This window comes from Streptomyces sp. NPDC090106 (genome assembly GCF_044747265.1).
In the GTDB taxonomy this organism is placed as follows: Bacteria; Actinomycetota; Actinomycetes; order Streptomycetales; family Streptomycetaceae; genus Streptomyces.
Genome location: NZ_JBIVDS010000014.1, coordinates 174,266 through 189,824, shown reverse-complemented (window position 1 = coordinate 189,824; position 15,559 = coordinate 174,266). Strand labels below are relative to the sequence as shown.

The window sequence follows — 15,559 nt, the reverse complement described above, 5'->3', positions numbered from 1 at the left end:
GGCTCAGCGGGGCGTCGGCTACTTCACGTCGACGTAGTCGCCCGTCGCCGTGGAGGGGGCGGTGCTGGTGATGCCCGCGTAGGCGTAGCGCCAGTAACCGTCGGACGCGGCCTTGACCGTCGTCTTCAGGGCGCCACCGGTGGTGGTCTTGATGGTCTTGACGGTGGTGTAGGTGCTGGAGCCCTTCTTGCGGAACTGCAGCTTCACCGCCTGGCCGGCGGGCAGGCCCGCGTACTTGGTGTTGTTCCAGTCGGCGCGGGTCAGCTTGCCCGTGACCGTGATGGTCTTGCCCTTCTTGACCGGCTCCGGGGAGGCGTTGACCGTCAGCTTCGACAGGCGCTGCACCTTGAGGGAGTTGGTCTTGTCGGTGATCGCGACACCGACGTTGTCCAGGTTCGGGTTCTCCAGGTCCTCATCGTTGAACGCGACGGCGAAGCCGGCCGCCTTCCAGGAACCGGCGTCCTCGTTGAGCAGCTCGGCCGGGTCGACCGCGATGGTGGCGGTGCAGCTGGCGGAGGTGCCGGACGGGTCGGAGCAGGTCGCGTCGCCGCTGTCGAACCACCAGATGGCGTTGACGTAGTCCGTGCCGCGGTAGATCTCGATGCCGCCGAAGAAGTCGTCGGCGTAGATGTCGACGTCCGCGGCGTGGTTCAGCGTGAAGGAGACCGGAACCTTGACGACGGCCGTGGTGCCGACGACGACGTTCTTGGCGTTGTTGACCTTCACGTTGGAGAAGGAGGCGTCGAGCTCGTACGGCGTGCCGCTCACCGAGGAGGCGAACGTGGTGGTGCCGCCGAGGGAGTGGGCCACCTGGGAGGCCGCGGCGATGGAGGCCGGGACCTTCGGGGTGTCGGCGGCCTGCGCGGCCGGGACGGCCAGGGCGGACAGGGCCAGGGCGCCGGAGACGGCGGCCACGGTGGCGCGTATACGCATGTGTGTCCTTCGGAGAGAAAAGGTGGAAGGAGAGGGGAGCGCCGGGTTACTTCACCGCGCCACAGGCCGGCTCGGAGGCCGTGAAGCCCTGCCCCTCGCCCGCGTGAGCGGTCGCGACGGCGAGGGCGGACAGCGTCAGGACGCCGATGGAGGCAGCCCCGATGGCTCGTATGCGCATGCGATCCCCGTGTACGCACAGGGGCCCAGGTGGTGCTCGTCCCCCACGGCTCGTCGTCCCGCCGGGGCCCCAGTGATCTCGTGAGTCTGTTGACTCACATGATCAGATCGCTGTCGGAGGTGAATGGTTGTACGAGTCGTGAGAAATTTGTGCGGGAGTTTTCAGGACCCCCGCACTCCGGCCGGCCGGTCCGGGCGGATCAGTCGAACCAGCGGTCGCGCGCCAGTTCCGCCGTCCGCGACGGGTCCTCCAGCAGCGCCGCCACCTCGAACCGCCGCGGCCACTGCCCGGCCGCCCAGGCGAGCCCGGCGGCGACCCCCTCCAGGGTCGCGGCGTGCAGCACCTTGTCGCCGGTCAGCCGCCAGTCGATCTCCACGCCGTCCACGACGAGTTCCTCGTGCTCGACATAGGTGTCCGGGGTGCGCGGTCCCAGCAGCACCCGCACCGGTTCCGGTACGTCGTGCTCGGTGCCCACGGAGTCCACCGACGCGGTGACGGACTCGCTCAGCCGCCGCACCTGGAACAGCTCGGCCAGCTCGGCGGCGCGCGCCGGACGCACCGGCAGCAGCGGCACGCCCGCGGTGAACGGCAGCAGATCGGGCGAGTCGACGACGACCGCGTCGGCCGCGTCCACGACCTCCACCCGGCCGTCCACCACCGCCCGCACGTCGTCCGGCAGCGTGACCTGCTCGGGGTCCAGGTCGGCCAGCGCCCCGTACAGGGCGTGCAGTTGGGCGCCGGTCACCTCCGCGTCCGGGTCGGCGAGACGCTCCAGCAGTTCGGCGGCGCCGCCCGGCTCGTCCAGCAGCGCCGCCACCGAGGTGCGCACCCCGAGCGCCCGCAGCACCTGCTCGTCGTCGAACCCGGTGGCGTCGGCCTCCTCGTACAGTCCGCGCAGCAGCGGGTCGCCCCCGGCGGCGAGGAGACCGGCGGGGCGCCGTCCGTCGAGGACCGGGTGCCCGCGCAGCCACCAGGCCGTGTACGGCCGGACGAGCTCGTGGGTGCCGTCGGCGAGCAGGACGCGCACCGGCTGGGTGAGCGCGTCGCGCAGCGGCGGCCGGGACAGCAGGGCCAGCGCCTGGGGCCACTTGTCCTCGTCGACGAGGTCCAGGTCCCGGACCGCGATCAGCTCGGTGGCGACCGGCGGCACCGGCGAGTCGGGGAAGCGGTCGAGGACGTCCTCGCTCCACACGTCGACGGCGTCCAGCAGTCCGGCGTCGTCGGGTTCGGCGAAGTCCGAGTCGCGGGGCTCCAGTTCGTCGGGGTCCAGGACCACGTCGGAGGCGCGCACCAGGGCGAAGTCGGCGAGGACCCCGCAGGCGGCCAGCGGCTGTTCGCCCCAGCGCTCGGCCAGCTCGGCGTCGACGGCGGCGAGTTCGCCCTCCCGCATGACCTGGTGGAAGGGGCTGCCGGGCAGCACGAGTTCACCGGCGGGGGCCGGTTCCCCGTCCTCGTCCGGGAGCGCGAGGGCGCCGAGCCAGGGTTCGTCACCGGGTTCGAGGCCGGCGTCGCGGACCAGCGCCAGGACGATGTCGGCGAGTTCCTCGGCGTCCGGGGCGTCCTCGTCCCAGGCGCCGCCGTCGTCGTCGAGGGACGCGGCGACCGCGGCCCGCACCTGGGGCGTGGTGAGGACCGCCCGGGGGGTGGCGGGCAGCGCGCCGAGCTTCTCCAGCAGCGGGTGGGCGGCGTCGGGGTGGGCGACCTTCAGACCGAGCCGGGCGAGGGCCTCCGGCTCGATGCGTCCGTCGTCCGGCGTGGGCAGCAGGACCTGGCGGGGCCCGATCGTCGTCCGCCCGTCGGCCAGCGGCACCGGAAGGCCGGAGAGCCGGTCGGGGTCGACGCCGGCGAGGCTGTCGTACAGCCGCCGCCACCAGCCGGGGTCCTTCTCCAGGCCCGCGAGGCGGTCCACGGCGTCGGTCAGCGGGACCCGGGCGACCCCGAGGGTGCGCAGCTCGGCGCGGCGCTCCAGCCCGGCGGGCAGCAGGGTGGGCAGGACCTCGGCGAGCACCCGTACGGTGTCGGCGCCCGCGCCCTCGACGACCTCGGCGTCCCGGGGGCGCAGCGACTCCGGGAGGTCCTCGTCGTCCGGGTCGCCCGCGGGCTTCAGGGCGGGCGGCAGGAAGGAGGTGCGGGGCAGCCGCTCCAGGACGGCCGCGCGCAGCGCCCCGTCCAGCTCGCCCTTGCCCAGCGGTCCGGGCACCAGGCCGATGATCCCCGGGCCCACCGGCCGCCACGCGGCGAGGAGTTCGGCGTAGGCGTCGGCGGCGCGCCCGGTGAGGAAGTCGGTCAGCGGGCCGGGGGCGGCGTGCCGCCGGGTGGGGTCGAGCGGGAACGAGGCGATGAGCAGCGCGGGCACGCCGAGCGGCTCGTCGCTGGGGGTGGGGGCGTGCACGACGGGGCTGGTGCGGGGGGCGGCGGGGGCGCCGTCCGCGTCCACGGGCACCGCCCAGGTCAGGGACCAGTGGGGGCGCAGCCGCTCCTCCACGGGCCGGTCGGCGAGGAGTTCGGGGGTGAGCGGGCCGTGCGCGGAGACGGTGCGCCAGCGGGTGGTGCCCTCGCGCGAGTCCTCCACGACGGTGAAGGGTCCTTCGGCGCGGCGCCGGACGATCCGCTCCCCGTCGGTCTCGACGACGACTTCCTCCAGGCCGGGCAGGGCCAGCAGCAGGGCGTCGTCGACGGCCTTCAGGAGCCGCTCGGCGAGGTCGACGGCGGCGGTGTCGCGCAGCGGGAGGATGACGGCGGTGTCGTAGGTGTCGGGGGCGGTGCCCTCGGCGGCGAACGGGAGGCGCAGCAGCGGCACATGGCCGTCCCGGCGGCGGATCTCGTCGCCCAGGCCGGGGCTGCCGGCGGCCGTCTCCAGGGCCAGGTCGCGGGCCTCGGCGAGCGACCAGCGCACGCCGCCGTGCCGGCCGACGACGGCGGGCTCGTCGGTGACGGCGAGGACCGCGGCGAAGCCGACGCCGAAGCGGCCGATGGAGACGGAGTTGTCGCGCTTGGCGGAGGCGCGGAGCGTGGAGAGCGACTCGACGCCGGCCGCGTCCAGCGGGGCGCCCGTGTTGGCGGCGACGAGGACGGAGTCGCGCAGGGTGAGCCGGAGCCGTCCGGGCACGCCGGCCCGTGCGGCGGCGTCGGCGGCGTTCTGGGCCAGCTCGACGACGAGCCGGTCCCGGTACCCGCCGAGGACGAGGTCCTCCTCGGCGTTGGCGTCCTCCCGGAACCGGGCGGGGCTGGTGGCCCAGGCGTCGAGCACGCCCCGGCGAAGACGGGCGGTCCCGAAAGGATCGGCACCCTCGGCAGCGGGCCGCACGAACTTGCTCACGTTCACACTCTCCTCGTCGGCGTGACGACGAAGGTACCGCGCCCCACCGCACGGCTCTCACCGCGGTGAGGCGCGGCGGACGGCACCCGCGACGACCCGGGCGGAGCCGGGGCCCGCCCCGGAGGACAAGCCCTGGAGAGGAGGTGGGCGAGGGCTAGGAGTGGCCCAGTTCCGCCGTGTCCGCGTCCGTCGTCACCGGGACCGAGCCGGAGTCCGGGGACGGGCGCAGGGGGAAGGCGTCGACCTTGGTCTCGTCGACCACGGGCGGGGCGGGGCGGGGCGGCTTGGGCATGACGGCCGCCTCGCTGTGGCCGCCGCAGCCGTAGGCGAGGGAGACGACCCGGCCGTCCGCCGGGGCGAACTCGTTGGCGCAGACACCGAAGGCCTGGCCGAGGCTGCCGCCGATCGGGGTGAGGAAGCCGCAGCTGACGCAGGTGGCGGGGGCCGCCTGGGCCATGGGGGTCTTGGAGCCGAAGGCCTCCTCCCAGCGGTCCGCGGCGACGTGCAGGCCGTAGCGGGACAGGACGCGGGCACGGCGCATGCCGAGTTCCTCGGCGACCGCCGCGATGGAGCCCCGGGTGGGCGCCAGCGGCAGATGCGCCGGGGCGCCCGCGGTGACCTCCGCGTCCTCCGCCTCGACCAGCTCGGCCATCTCCGAGGAGACCGCGGAGTCCGGCTCCGGCTCGTCCTCGCCGGAGTAGCCGGGTTCCAGGCGCAGGTCCTCGGCGTCGGTGGGCAGCAGATCGCCCGGTCCCATGTCGCCGGGGCGCAGCCGTTCGCTCCACGGCACCCATTCGGGGGCGAGCAGCGCGTCGGGCCCCGGCAGGAGCACGACCTCGTCCAGGGTGACGTTCTTCGCCCGGGAGGCCCGCGCCACCGTGACGGCCCAGCGCCAGCCCCGGTAGCCGAGTTCCTTGCACTCGAAGAAGTGGGTGACCACCCGGTCGCCCTCGGAGACGGCACCCGAGTGCTCGCCGACCACCCCGGGCGCCGCCGCCTCCTCGGCTGCGGCGCGGGCGAGGTCGACGGCCTCGGTGCACAGGCGGTCGGGGGTGCGGCTTCGCGTGCTCGCTGCGCTCACAGGTATCGCTTCTCTCCTACGCCGTCTCTCTGGTGCGCCTGCCTGAAAGCGCGGTGGGGCGGACGGAGCGGACCGAGGGACCGCGTCGACGTCCGCGCCCGCTCACGCTCGGGCGCACCTGCCATCCATTCTGCGGGATGGTTGAGATACGCACGCTACCTGCTCGCGTGCGTACGGCCTACACCGACGGGACGTTTACCACCCCTGCGCTCCGTGCGGACCTCTGTGAATGAGGGGACATACGCGCGGTAACCGCACTACGAACGCCACTCTCGGGGCACTATGAACGTCGTGGCAGCCGCGAAGACGCCCCATGGGGCCACCGGGATCAAGGGGAACGGCAGGAGCCGGGCTTCCCTGCGGTCGGTCGGGCGTGCCCTGCACCTGCCCGTCACCGGCCCCGCGCGTGGCATCCGCAAGGCCACGCACGCGCACGGAGCGGGCGAGTCCGGCCTCGGCAAACTGATCGAGCTGCACGGCGTCAACGGCGCCGGGGACGTCATGATCACCGTCTCCCTCGCCTCCACCGTCTTCTTCTCCGTGCCCACCGACGAGGCGCGCGGGCGTGTCGCCCTCTACCTCGCCATCACGATGGCCCCCTTCACCGTCCTGGCCCCCGTGATCGGCCCCCTGCTGGACCGGCTGCCGCACGGCCGCCGTGCCGCGATGGCCGGCGCCATGCTCGCCCGGGCCCTGCTCGCGCTGGTCCTGTCGGGGGCGGTCATCACGGGAAGCCTGGAGATGTACCCGGCGGCGCTCGGGGTGCTGGTCGCCTCCAAGGCGTACGGGGTGGTGAGATCCGCCGTCGTGCCGCGGCTGCTGCCCCCGCGCTTCTCGCTGGTGAAGGCGAACTCCCGGGTGACCCTCGGGGGGCTCCTCGCCACGGGCATCGCCGCGCCCGTCGCGGCCGGGCTCCAGTCCCTCGGGCCGCGCTGGCCGCTCTACGGCGCGTTCGTGATCTTCGTGGCGGGGACGTTCCTGTCCTTCACGCTGCCGCCGAAGGTCGACTCGGCCAAGGGCGAGGACTTCGCGCTGCTCGCGGCCGACGAGGACCATCTGCACGGCCCGCACCGGCAGCCGGTCAAGCGTCCGGGGCTGCGGACCGTCGGTATCGCCGTCACCCACGCCCTCGGCGCCAACGCCTCGCTGCGCTGTCTGTCCGGCTTCCTGATCTTCTTCCTGGCGTTCCTGCTGCGCGAGCACCCGCTGTCCGGGCAGAGCGCCGCCGTCTCGCTCGGGATAGTCGCCGTCTCGGCCGGCGTGGGCAACGCCATCGGCACCGCGATGGGGGCCTGGCTGCGCTCCCGCGCCCCGGAGATCATCATCGTCACGGTCGTCGCGTGCGTCCTCGGTACGGCGATCACGGCGGCGGTGTTCTTCGGCGCGTTCCTGGTGGCCGTGCTCACCGCGGTCGCCGGGTTCTGCCAGGCGCTGGCGAAGCTGTCGCTGGACGCGCTGATCCAGCGGGACGTGCCCGAGCAGGTCAGGACGTCCGCGTTCGCCCGTTCGGAGACCCTGTTGCAGATGGCCTGGGTGTTCGGCGGCGCCGTCGGGATCGTCATGCCGCTGAACGGCACCCTGGGCCTGTCGGTGGGCGCCGCGTTCGTCGCCGCGGGCTGGCTGACGACCGTGAAGGGGCTGCTCGGCTCGGCCCGTCAGGGGCACGGGCCGCGCACGCGCGTGGAGTAACGAGGCCGAGTGACGATCGGGGCACGCCGCACCCCACGTAAAGGGAGCACGGGACGCGCCCGATAGCCTTCGGCCATGACCGTGAAGCCCCGCGGCGAAGCCGCTCCTGCACTCCGCGCCGTGCGACGCCGCCGCGCCGTCGCCGTCGCCGGTGCCGTCTCCGCCGGACTGCTCGTCCTGTCGGCCTGCGACAAGCCGACGCCCCGTGCCACCGTGACCTTCGGCACGAACACGCTCAGCACCGAGGCCGCCTGCTACGAGGGCGGCGACAACCTCGGCCAGGCCAAGGCCACCAAGTGCGCGCTGAAGAAGGCGACCGACTCCATCGAGGTCACGCAGTCCGAGACCCTGCGCATCGGTGTCGACCCCGAGATCGCCGACACCGGCTGGGCGCTGTGGCTCAACGGCCAGCAGGTCACGCCGGTCTACAAGAAGACGTACTACTCGTTCCAGGGCGTCGACCTGTTCTCCGAGCAGTCGGGGCAGGCCGCGCCGAAGCAGCTGTACATCTCCGTCGTCCAGCAGGACAAGACGAAGAGCGGGGTCAGCGAGCAGTACAAGGGCGTGTGGAACTTCAAGCTCGTCAACGCCGACGCCTGATCCGCGACGCGTCATGCGCATCCTCGTAGCCACCGCCGTCCCGGCCGAACGGGACGCGGTGGCTCGCGCGTGCGAGGGGGCCGCGGACCTGGACGTCCTCGCGGTGGGTGTGGGCCCCGCGCTCGCCGCCGCGGCCACCGCCACCGCCCTCGCCCGCGCCCCCTACGGCCTGGTCGTCTCGGCGGGCATCGCGGGCGGCTTCGTGCCCGACGCGCCCGTCGGCTCGCTCGTCGTCGCCGACGAGATCACCGCGGCCGACCTGGGAGCCGAGACCCCCGACGGCTTCCTGCCCGTCACCGAGCTCGGTTTCGGGACCGTCACCCACCGTCCGCCGCCGGCCCTCGTCCGGGAGGCCGCGGCGGCCACCGGGGCGCGCACGGGCGCCGTCCTCACCGTCTCCACGGTGACCGGGACCGCCGAGCGCGCGGCACTGCTGAGGCGGCGTCACCCGAGCGCGCTCGCCGAGGCCATGGAGGGGTTCGGGGTCGCCGAGGCGGCGGTGCTGCACGGGGTGCCGGTGCTGGAGGTGCGCGCCGTGTCCAATCCGGTCGGCCCCCGGGACCGCGCGGCCTGGCGGATCGGTGACGCGCTCGGCGCACTGGGCACCGGATTCGGGAAGCTCGTACCCGTACTGGACGGTTGGAGGCAATCATGACCACGAAGAACGACGAGAGCGCCGCGCTGCGGATCGCCTACTCCCCCTGCCCCAACGACACCTTCGTCTTCGACGCCCTGGCCCACGGCCGCGTCGACGGGGCGCCCGCCCTCGATGTCACGTTCGCGGACATCGACCTCACCAACGGCATGGCCGAGCGCGGTGAGCTCGACGTGCTGAAGGTGTCGTACGCCGTGCTGCCGTACGTGCTCGACGAGTACGCCCTGCTGCCCTGCGGGGGCGCGCTGGGGCGGGGCTGCGGGCCGCTGGTGCTGACGCGCGAGGCGGGCGCGGACCTCACCGGCCGCACGGTCGCGGTGCCGTCCGAGCGGTCGACGGCGTATCTGCTGTTCCGGCTGTGGGCGGCGGACACGGTCCCCGGCGGCGTCGGCGAGATCGTCGTGATGCCGTTCCACGAGATCATGCCGGCCGTGCGGGACGGGAAGGTCGACGCGGGGCTCGTCATCCACGAGGCGCGCTTCACGTACCAGAACTACGGGCTGCACAAGCTGGCCGACATGGGCGAGCACTGGGAGTCGACGACCGGGCTGCCGATCCCGCTGGGCGCGATCATCGCGAAGCGCTCACTGGGCGCCGAGGCGCTGACCGGGCTCGCCGACTCCATCCGTACGTCCGTCCGCGCCGCCTGGGACGACCCGGAGGTCTCCCGCCCCTACGTGATGGAGCACGCCCAGGAGATGGACCCGGCCGTCGCCGACCAGCACATCGGGCTGTACGTGAACGAGTTCACCGCCGAACTCGGCGAGGACGGTTACGCGGCCGTCCGCGGACTGCTCACCCGCGCGGCGGCCGAGGGACTCGTTCCGCCCCTCGGCCCGGACGCACTGCAATTCCCCTAGAAATCCAGGTTTTCTCCACCGGATCCCGACGAAGTCGGGGCCGGTGCGGTGGAGTTCTATACGTCGAGCTGGTCGGCGACCGCGCGCAGCAGTCCGGCGATCTTCTTGCCCGCGACCTTGTCGGGGTAGCGGCCCCGCTCCAGCATCGGCGTGATGTTCTCCAGGAGGGTCGTCAAATCCTGGACGATGGACGCCAGTTCGTCGGGCTTCTTGCGGGTGGCCGCCGCGACCGAGGGAGTCGGGTCGAGGATCGTGACCGAGAGCGCCTGATCGCCGCGCTGACCGGCGACGACTCCGAACTCCACCCGCTGGCCGGGCTTCAGCGTCTCGACTCCGGCGGGGAGGACCGAGGAATGGACGAAGACGTCGCCGCCGTCGTCACGGGAGAGGAAGCCGAAGCCCTTCTCGCTGTTGAACCACTTGACCTTGCCAGTCGGCAAAGCACACACTCCCTCGATCGGTCCCGGACGCTTCCTGACGCCGGTTTCACCCTTGTTGAACTGCCGTCTCGACAGCCTACCGGGGGTCTCTCCAGCCGAACACGCCTTAAAACAGCACTGAGCCCCCGCCTGTGTCGACAGAGGCTCAAAGTGGTGCAGGAGATGTGAGGGGCTCAGCCTTCCTTGGCTTCCGCCTTGATCCGGAAGACAGTTGCACGGCCGATTCCGTGCTTGGCAGCAACTTTCATGGCGCTCATCTCTTCAAGGTCTGCCAGCACCGCAGCGCGGTCAATCTCCCTGGGACGCCCCCACGCCTTACCGCTGGCCTCCCTGGAAGCCCGCGCAGAGGCACGGCGCTCACGCTGGAAGATCAGTTCCATCTCAGCGAACGTGCCGAGCATCAAGAGCGCCATGTCCGTAGCCGGACCGCCTACCCGCGTGTCAATGGTCATCGCCCCACCAATGACCAGATGCACACCCTTCTCACGGAGTTCGGCGACAAGCGCGAGCACTTTGTGCATGGTGCGCCCAAGCCTGTCCAGGGAAGCCACGTACAGCACGTCGCCGGAACGAAGTTGGGCGAGCACAGCACCCAAGCCCTGACGCTCAAAGTCGGTACCGGTCTTCTTGTCGGCATAGGTGCGCCCCGTCGGCACACCCTGAGAGGCCAGCCAGTCCAACTGACGCTTCAGGTCCTGCGCCGTGGTGCTGACTCGTGCGTAGCCGTAGTCGTAGGTGGTCATTTCGTCTCCCCTGGTCTCAGACTGTCTCTGCATGACTTGCGATACGGGTATCAAAACTCACTCTGGGACAGGAGTCAAGCGAGACCCCAGCAATCGGGCGGCAAACCACCCCGAAAACAGACATAGGGACACGGTCAGCAAGGGTCGTGAGACGGGGTCTCATAAGCAAGAATCTGAGACCCCCTCACGGAACGGTCGGCAAGGCCAAGACTGCTACAAACCTTGAGACAATAGTGGCAGGGGGCAGAGAGAAGAGACCGACGAGACAGTCAGGAGACAGGCATGGGCATGGAACCCGTCAACATGAAGGCAGTCGACGAGATGGGTGCCGATACAGCGGCGCGCAGCGAGCAAGGGCTACAGAACGCCCGAGACATCTCCGAGGGATTCCAGGAGGGGCGCAGACGAAGCTTCGGTCAGGGATTCCAGGAGGGGCGCCAGATGCCCGCCTATACTAGTAGCGAGACCTACTAGGCAAGGTCTAGCGATGTGATCTTGCTCACTATATAACCGGATAGCGGACAGAGTACCAACTTGCCAATAGCGCAGTGTTACCAATGGAGCCCTAGAGATTACTAATTGTGATTTCTAGGGCTTTTCGCTGCCCAAGGCTGGTACCACCGTTACCACTTCCCGGCGTATCCCTTGGATAATTAGTAGCAGAGGGGAGGTCGGCAGAGAGAATCGACCAACCTGGAGACACCATGAGCATTACCACCTTGCCCATCTGGAAAGAGCGAGGCATCTCGTTCGGGGCCAAGATGACCTTCGTAGCGTTTCACGCTGGCATCCCCGTTTCAGAGGACGCGTGGAGAGACTTCCTCGCCAAGATGGGGCAGCCGTACGTATCCCGTGAGAACTGCCTCTATGAGCTGAGAGCAGCCGGACTCATCGGCTAGGGATACAGGCATGCAACAGAGCATCGGCGACATCAGCCCAGACGCTTTTACCGTCCTACACGTGCTCCGCTTCCACCAGGAGAACCGTGAATCGGTTTCTCCCGGGGTTCTGGCACATGAGACGCGTATGAGTACCGAACACATCCGAGACTGCCTCAGAGAGCTTGGGAACTGGCCTGAGAAGGCAGCCCTAGCCGTGTAGCAACACCACAACAAACAGAGAAAGGAAGCCATGCCAGCAGAAACACGATCCGTTGAGGCTCCAGTGCCTCTTGTCAGAGACGACATGCTGTCAGCCAAGGCAAAAGTCCTGTGGCTGTACCTGAAGAGCCACGCCGGGGAAAACGGAGAGGCCAGATTCAACCAGCCGCACCTGTGCAAGGTGATCGGATCGAATGCCGACGGCAAAGATCTGAGAGACGCACTGCGGAAGCTGGAGAGCAAGGGGTGGCTGATCGTCGACCGACTTCACAAGCCCCACCGATACCAACTAGGAGAGACCACATGACGAACACAAACGCATTCAGCGCCGGAGCACAGGAAGGGAATTGGTGGGCTAGCTACGTAGCCAGCACTCCGGAGCGCGAGGCGAAGAAGCGCGCGATGGAAGCAGAACAGCAGCGCATGATTTCAGCCCACCAGGAGCAGCAAAGAGGGCAGGCAATCATGAGCCAGGCTGGACCTGCGATCCTCGAACTGATTGAGGGATACCTGAACCGCAACTCACCGGCCGTGAAGAGCCAGGTAGAGCATGACTTCACTCAGGCGCTCCCTGGCGCCACTCCTGGAGAATTCCGTACAGCCCTTGAGTATCTGAAGCAGGGAGGCCATGTACACGAACTGGTCTCAAGCACGCAAGGGTTCATGGGTGAGCGTACGAGTCATCTTTACACGCTTGGAGGCTAACCATGAATCTCAGTCTTCCGGCTACCGCGCTCTTCACAGAGCTACGGGATACCGGAGAGAAGTACCCGAGAGATGCATTCGAGCGAGAGTTTCCAGGGAACGACTACGACACAGCGCTTTCAGAAGCGTTGGAGGAAATGAAAAATGCGGGGCTGTCTGCCGGACCAGGACAGGCTTTCAAGTACGAGGGAACCAGAGGAGTCATCTTCACAGTGAAAACCATGCAAGTTATCGACCTAAGACAAGGATACACCAAATGAACGACAACAAGGCAGTGGCTCTGAATGTAGCCAAGTACAATCTGGCCGAGCATAAGATGATTCTCGATAAGGAGCTACCGCAGTACGCGGCCGGACACTTCACTGTCGTACCGAGAGCCCTACTCAGAGCCCCCGAACTGGGCAGTGACGCAAAGGTTCTATGGCAGATCATCAATGACTACGCCGGGAGCAATCGACTAGCTTTCCCCTCCCACAAGAAACTGGCTGATGACATGGGGAAGTCCGTGGCCTCTATCAAGCGATACATTGAAGAATTGATCCGTAACCGCTGGCTCACCGCACAGAACCGTATTGGAACGTCGAACTTCTACTACTGCGCAATTCCCATGGAGCACTACAAAGCATTCGATCCCAAAACCACGGGTTACACGCCGACAAGCACCCTTGAGAGTGGCAGAAGTCTTCCAGAGCTTCTACCTGGTCAAACAGGGGGTAGCTCGCCAGTGAGCTAGGGGGTAGCTCATGGATGAGCTAGGGGGTAGGTCGCCAGTGAGCTACCGGGTAGGTCATCAGTGAGCTACTAACTATATAGAGAGAAACCAGATAGAGCTAACGATATAGACCTAACTAATTCTCTCCCAGGCGCAGCCAGGGAGAGAAGGGAAGACAGAGACAGTAATTCAATAGACCAGGGAAAACCAAGGGATAGAGAGAATGGGATATCCCCTGGTTGAGACTAATACCCGCCTTCGGCGGATTGGGTTTCTCCTCTGGTTAACCTATAAGGCATCCCTGAATTCCCTTTGACAAGTGGAGCTGTACAGGTATTCACGCATTCCCGACTATTCCTCTGGTAATGGAATACCCCAGTCGACTGAGGTACATTAATTCCTTTATTCAATAGGAAATCCAGGCTACTGAATAGCAATTCCAAAGGTATTCCACCTGCGACACCAAGGAATGTGGGTACTTCACGATGCTTGGCGATTGACATAAGTAACTACTCGGGACCGCCTGAAACAGAAGTGCCGATAACTCCGAGTTTCAGAGTTATCGGCATTTCCTAGAGCAGTAACTACTTTGGATAGTGCATGGTCATGTGCCTATCCCGCTTAACAACCATGGTCCCTGCCTTGTACAGCCGCAGGATGAGAGCCTTCCTCCCTGTCTGGTTCACCGCTTCCTCGATAGATAGAATCTCGGCAGTCTTGCCGTTCCAGAGTCTCAGGTGTTCACCCGCCTTCAACTTCCTCGCTGGCTTACGTGTGGGCTTGTTGATGTTGTTCCCCTCCCTTCTTTTGAGGTACCTCCATCATCTCAGCCACCACTGACAAACGAGAATGACTCATTCCGCTTCCGGACACAGAAGAGCGCCCGGCTCCGACAAGGGAGCCGAGCGTTAATCCGCAGCTCAAATGTCATCAAATGTGAGCTGCCTGTCCGCCGAATATCCGATTCCTCCCAGCTCGACACTGGCGAGTTTATTTTGTAGAAGTTCGAGTCGAGAGGCAAGCAGTAGTTCGTTTTTCCGATCGAGGTGCACAATTGTCCCATTGGACAAATAGGCTCGAATATTGACTCGCTTGGCGCCAATACCGGCAAACATTTCACGCCTGATAAAAGTGGCCCAGATCAAACTATTTTTAGGGGGAACCAGCCCACCCTCATCACCCGCGATGATCGGGAGATATCTAAAGGTAATGTCCCGAGACTCAGGGAACCTCTCCACCATTTCAATCCTTTCGATCGAGAATGGTGTCAGGCTCTTGCTAATAAACCTGATGCCGCAAACCACTACATCACTGTCTTCACGCTGCTCAATGTGGGCATGCAATCTCATTTCGACACTAGGCGTAGCCCTACGATAAGTAGCCCAAGATGCGAGCATGTTCATTACAGTGCCAAAAGCGGCGAACGCGGCTACAACTAGAGCCCATTCAGTAATAGACATGAACTCATAGTGCCCATAGCCGGGACAGTTGTATGCGGATTTGAGGAACATCTGCGGTTGGACGCGAAAGAGCCCTCAGATGCCTGTGCGAAAGGCGCACGAAGTGTCTGAGGGCTCTCTGAGAGCTTGAACTACTCCCCCGGCTCCTCGTATGCCGGAATCCTCTGTGCGCGGCTCTCAGCGACGTTCAGAACCTCTGTCAGGCTCTCGATCAGGCGTCCGCAGATCCAGCACAGCTCATCCGCTGTGAGCTGAGCTTCCGGAGTCACCATCGGCCGCGCCAACTCCACGATGACCGCAGCGTTGTTGATCTGCTGGCTCTCGACTCTGTCCGCCAGAAGTGAGAGCGGCGAGGAAGCGTCATCCGTGATCAGGTGTGCTGGCTTCCCTTCCGGCCCCTTCCAGGGCAACAGCCGGACATGGCTCCGTCCGTCAACGTCCAGTGCTCTTACTCGGTCGTTCACTGCCCTCAGCTCCTCACAGCCGGTGTGAGCTGAGCTTATGCGGTTACGCGTAAGCGCGGTAGCAGAGATCTGCGATACCGCAGAGGCTGGCCGTATGCCTGATCTTGACCGGACCCGGAACCTGTGGCCGCAGATTGCTGACGACCTGCGACGCCGGTTGCGCGCCGGAGAGTGGGCACCTGGTGAACGATTCCCGGGAACGGTCGCACTGGCAGCGGAGTACGGGACGGCACAGGCGACGACACAGAAGGCCGTCGTAGCGCTCCGCGCGGAAGGCTGGCTACGCCTGGAAGTCGGACGGGGCAACTACGTCACGGACACTCCCCCAGGGGCCCCTTGAGGCTCCGTGGCGCCCCTGAAGGGCTCTGAGGCGTCGTCCGGCACAGGGAGGCCCTGAAGCCCCGAGAGGGGCACAGAAGGGCGTACAGGCCCCCTGGAGGGGTCGCCACGGGAAACGGGAGACCCTGGGGAGCCGTGCGGCGATTCCAGGGGTAGGACTCCCTCAAGATCATCTCCCCCTCACACTCCCCCTAATACCTAATGTCTGGATTGAGTTAGATACATATACTCTCTCCATATAGCTATAGCTATACAACCCTTATAGGCCCTACTTAGGGCTA

General features: G+C 67.0%; 17 protein-coding genes. 9 read left to right on the top strand and 8 right to left on the bottom strand.

What is annotated here, in order from left to right:
* Nucleotides 1-18: 18 nt before the first annotated feature.
* The 4 genes from ACIPSE_RS37000 to ACIPSE_RS36985 form a co-directional block, all read right to left on the bottom strand.
* Nucleotides 19-933 carry a hypothetical protein gene (locus tag ACIPSE_RS37000; RefSeq protein WP_401671727.1) on the bottom strand — a complete coding sequence of 305 codons (915 nt, stop codon included), beginning with the start codon at nucleotides 931-933 and terminating at the stop codon, nucleotides 19-21.
* Between the two features lie 46 nt (nucleotides 934-979).
* Nucleotides 980-1,111 (bottom strand): hypothetical protein, encoded by a 132-nt coding sequence (locus ACIPSE_RS36995; protein ID WP_401671724.1) that lies wholly within the window; start codon nucleotides 1,109-1,111, stop codon nucleotides 980-982.
* Between the two features lie 199 nt (nucleotides 1,112-1,310).
* Nucleotides 1,311-4,430, bottom strand: coding sequence for a sacsin N-terminal ATP-binding-like domain-containing protein (locus ACIPSE_RS36990; protein WP_401671722.1), 3,120 nt, complete (start codon nucleotides 4,428-4,430; stop codon nucleotides 1,311-1,313).
* Nucleotides 4,431-4,584: 154 nt separating this feature from the next.
* Nucleotides 4,585-5,511: a DUF3027 domain-containing protein gene (locus ACIPSE_RS36985; protein ID WP_401671719.1), complete on the bottom strand. Its 927-nt coding sequence runs from the start codon at nucleotides 5,509-5,511 to the stop codon at nucleotides 4,585-4,587.
* A gap of 291 nt (nucleotides 5,512-5,802) precedes the next feature.
* On the opposite strand from ACIPSE_RS36985, the gene ACIPSE_RS36980 reads away from it, so the two are divergent.
* The 4 genes from ACIPSE_RS36980 (at nucleotide 5,803) to ACIPSE_RS36965 (ending at nucleotide 9,315) form a co-directional block, all read left to right on the top strand.
* Complete coding sequence (locus tag ACIPSE_RS36980; protein ID WP_401671717.1) at nucleotides 5,803-7,200, top strand: MFS transporter; 1,398 nt, start codon at nucleotides 5,803-5,805, stop codon at nucleotides 7,198-7,200.
* Between the two features lie 75 nt (nucleotides 7,201-7,275).
* Nucleotides 7,276-7,800: a hypothetical protein gene (locus tag ACIPSE_RS36975; RefSeq protein ID WP_401671714.1), complete on the top strand. Its 525-nt coding sequence runs from the start codon at nucleotides 7,276-7,278 to the stop codon at nucleotides 7,798-7,800.
* Nucleotides 7,801-7,813: 13 nt separating this feature from the next.
* The gene (locus ACIPSE_RS36970; protein WP_401671712.1) at nucleotides 7,814-8,455 is read left to right on the top strand and encodes a futalosine hydrolase; all 642 of its coding nucleotides are present in this window, start codon (nucleotides 7,814-7,816) and stop codon (nucleotides 8,453-8,455) included.
* Entirely contained in the window at nucleotides 8,452-9,315 is an 864-nt protein-coding gene (locus tag ACIPSE_RS36965) for a 1,4-dihydroxy-6-naphthoate synthase (protein ID WP_401671709.1), read from the top strand. Before ACIPSE_RS36970 ends, ACIPSE_RS36965 begins: the two co-directional genes overlap by 4 nt.
* Before the next feature lie 56 nt (nucleotides 9,316-9,371).
* Here the strand turns inward: ACIPSE_RS36965 and ACIPSE_RS36960 are convergent, their stop codons facing one another.
* Nucleotides 9,372-9,755 carry a cold-shock protein gene (locus ACIPSE_RS36960; protein ID WP_401671707.1) on the bottom strand — a complete coding sequence of 128 codons (384 nt, stop codon included), beginning with the start codon at nucleotides 9,753-9,755 and terminating at the stop codon, nucleotides 9,372-9,374.
* A 173-nt stretch (nucleotides 9,756-9,928) separates the two neighbouring features.
* Entirely contained in the window at nucleotides 9,929-10,498 is a 570-nt protein-coding gene (locus ACIPSE_RS36955; protein ID WP_401671705.1) for a recombinase family protein, read from the bottom strand.
* Nucleotides 10,499-10,780: 282 nt separating this feature from the next.
* On the opposite strand from ACIPSE_RS36955, the gene ACIPSE_RS36950 reads away from it, so the two are divergent.
* The 4 genes from ACIPSE_RS36950 to ACIPSE_RS36935 all read left to right on the top strand — a co-directional run bounded on the left by ACIPSE_RS36950 (nucleotide 10,781) and on the right by ACIPSE_RS36935 (nucleotide 13,036).
* Nucleotides 10,781-10,972 (top strand): hypothetical protein, encoded by a 192-nt coding sequence (locus ACIPSE_RS36950; protein WP_401671703.1) that lies wholly within the window; start codon nucleotides 10,781-10,783, stop codon nucleotides 10,970-10,972.
* A 929-nt stretch (nucleotides 10,973-11,901) separates the two neighbouring features.
* On the top strand, nucleotides 11,902-12,303 hold the full coding sequence (locus ACIPSE_RS36945) for a hypothetical protein (protein WP_401671702.1): 402 nt from the start codon (nucleotides 11,902-11,904) through the stop codon (nucleotides 12,301-12,303).
* 2 nt (nucleotides 12,304-12,305) lie between these two features.
* A complete protein-coding gene (locus ACIPSE_RS36940; protein ID WP_401671699.1) occupies nucleotides 12,306-12,563 on the top strand; it encodes a hypothetical protein in 258 nt (85 codons plus the stop codon).
* A complete protein-coding gene (locus tag ACIPSE_RS36935; protein WP_401671697.1) occupies nucleotides 12,560-13,036 on the top strand; it encodes a helix-turn-helix domain-containing protein in 477 nt (158 codons plus the stop codon). Before ACIPSE_RS36940 ends, ACIPSE_RS36935 begins: the two co-directional genes overlap by 4 nt.
* Nucleotides 13,037-13,935: 899 nt before the next feature.
* Here ACIPSE_RS36935 and ACIPSE_RS36930 read toward each other — a convergent pair.
* Nucleotides 13,936-14,475 carry a hypothetical protein gene (locus tag ACIPSE_RS36930; protein WP_401671695.1) on the bottom strand — a complete coding sequence of 180 codons (540 nt, stop codon included), beginning with the start codon at nucleotides 14,473-14,475 and terminating at the stop codon, nucleotides 13,936-13,938.
* Between the two features lie 131 nt (nucleotides 14,476-14,606).
* Nucleotides 14,607-14,939, bottom strand: coding sequence for a hypothetical protein (locus tag ACIPSE_RS36925; RefSeq protein ID WP_401671693.1), 333 nt, complete (start codon nucleotides 14,937-14,939; stop codon nucleotides 14,607-14,609).
* A gap of 37 nt (nucleotides 14,940-14,976) precedes the next feature.
* Between ACIPSE_RS36925 and ACIPSE_RS36920 the strand changes: the two genes are divergently transcribed.
* Nucleotides 14,977-15,279 (top strand): GntR family transcriptional regulator, encoded by a 303-nt coding sequence (locus tag ACIPSE_RS36920; protein ID WP_401671690.1) that lies wholly within the window; start codon nucleotides 14,977-14,979, stop codon nucleotides 15,277-15,279.
* Nucleotides 15,280-15,559 lie beyond the last annotated feature (280 nt).

Bases quoted from the DNA above. Each gene is read 5' to 3' on its own strand.
- ACIPSE_RS37000 (WP_401671727.1), bottom strand. From the start codon at position 933: ATGCGTATACGCGCCACCGTGGCCGCCGTCTCCGGCGCCCTGGCCCTG.
- ACIPSE_RS36995 (WP_401671724.1), bottom strand. From the start codon at position 1,111: ATGCGCATACGAGCCATCGGGGCTGCCTCCATCGGCGTCCTGACGCTG.
- ACIPSE_RS36975 (WP_401671714.1), top strand. From the start codon at position 7,276: ATGACCGTGAAGCCCCGCGGCGAAGCCGCTCCTGCACTCCGCGCCGTG.
- ACIPSE_RS36970 (WP_401671712.1), top strand. From the start codon at position 7,814: ATGCGCATCCTCGTAGCCACCGCCGTCCCGGCCGAACGGGACGCGGTG.
- ACIPSE_RS36965 (WP_401671709.1), top strand. From the start codon at position 8,452: ATGACCACGAAGAACGACGAGAGCGCCGCGCTGCGGATCGCCTACTCC.
- ACIPSE_RS36955 (WP_401671705.1), bottom strand. From the start codon at position 10,498: ATGACCACCTACGACTACGGCTACGCACGAGTCAGCACCACGGCGCAG.
- ACIPSE_RS36950 (WP_401671703.1), top strand. From the start codon at position 10,781: ATGGGCATGGAACCCGTCAACATGAAGGCAGTCGACGAGATGGGTGCC.
- ACIPSE_RS36945 (WP_401671702.1), top strand. From the start codon at position 11,902: ATGACGAACACAAACGCATTCAGCGCCGGAGCACAGGAAGGGAATTGG.
- ACIPSE_RS36940 (WP_401671699.1), top strand. From the start codon at position 12,306: ATGAATCTCAGTCTTCCGGCTACCGCGCTCTTCACAGAGCTACGGGAT.
- ACIPSE_RS36935 (WP_401671697.1), top strand. From the start codon at position 12,560: ATGAACGACAACAAGGCAGTGGCTCTGAATGTAGCCAAGTACAATCTG.
- ACIPSE_RS36930 (WP_401671695.1), bottom strand. From the start codon at position 14,475: ATGTCTATTACTGAATGGGCTCTAGTTGTAGCCGCGTTCGCCGCTTTT.
- ACIPSE_RS36920 (WP_401671690.1), top strand. From the start codon at position 14,977: ATGCGGTTACGCGTAAGCGCGGTAGCAGAGATCTGCGATACCGCAGAG.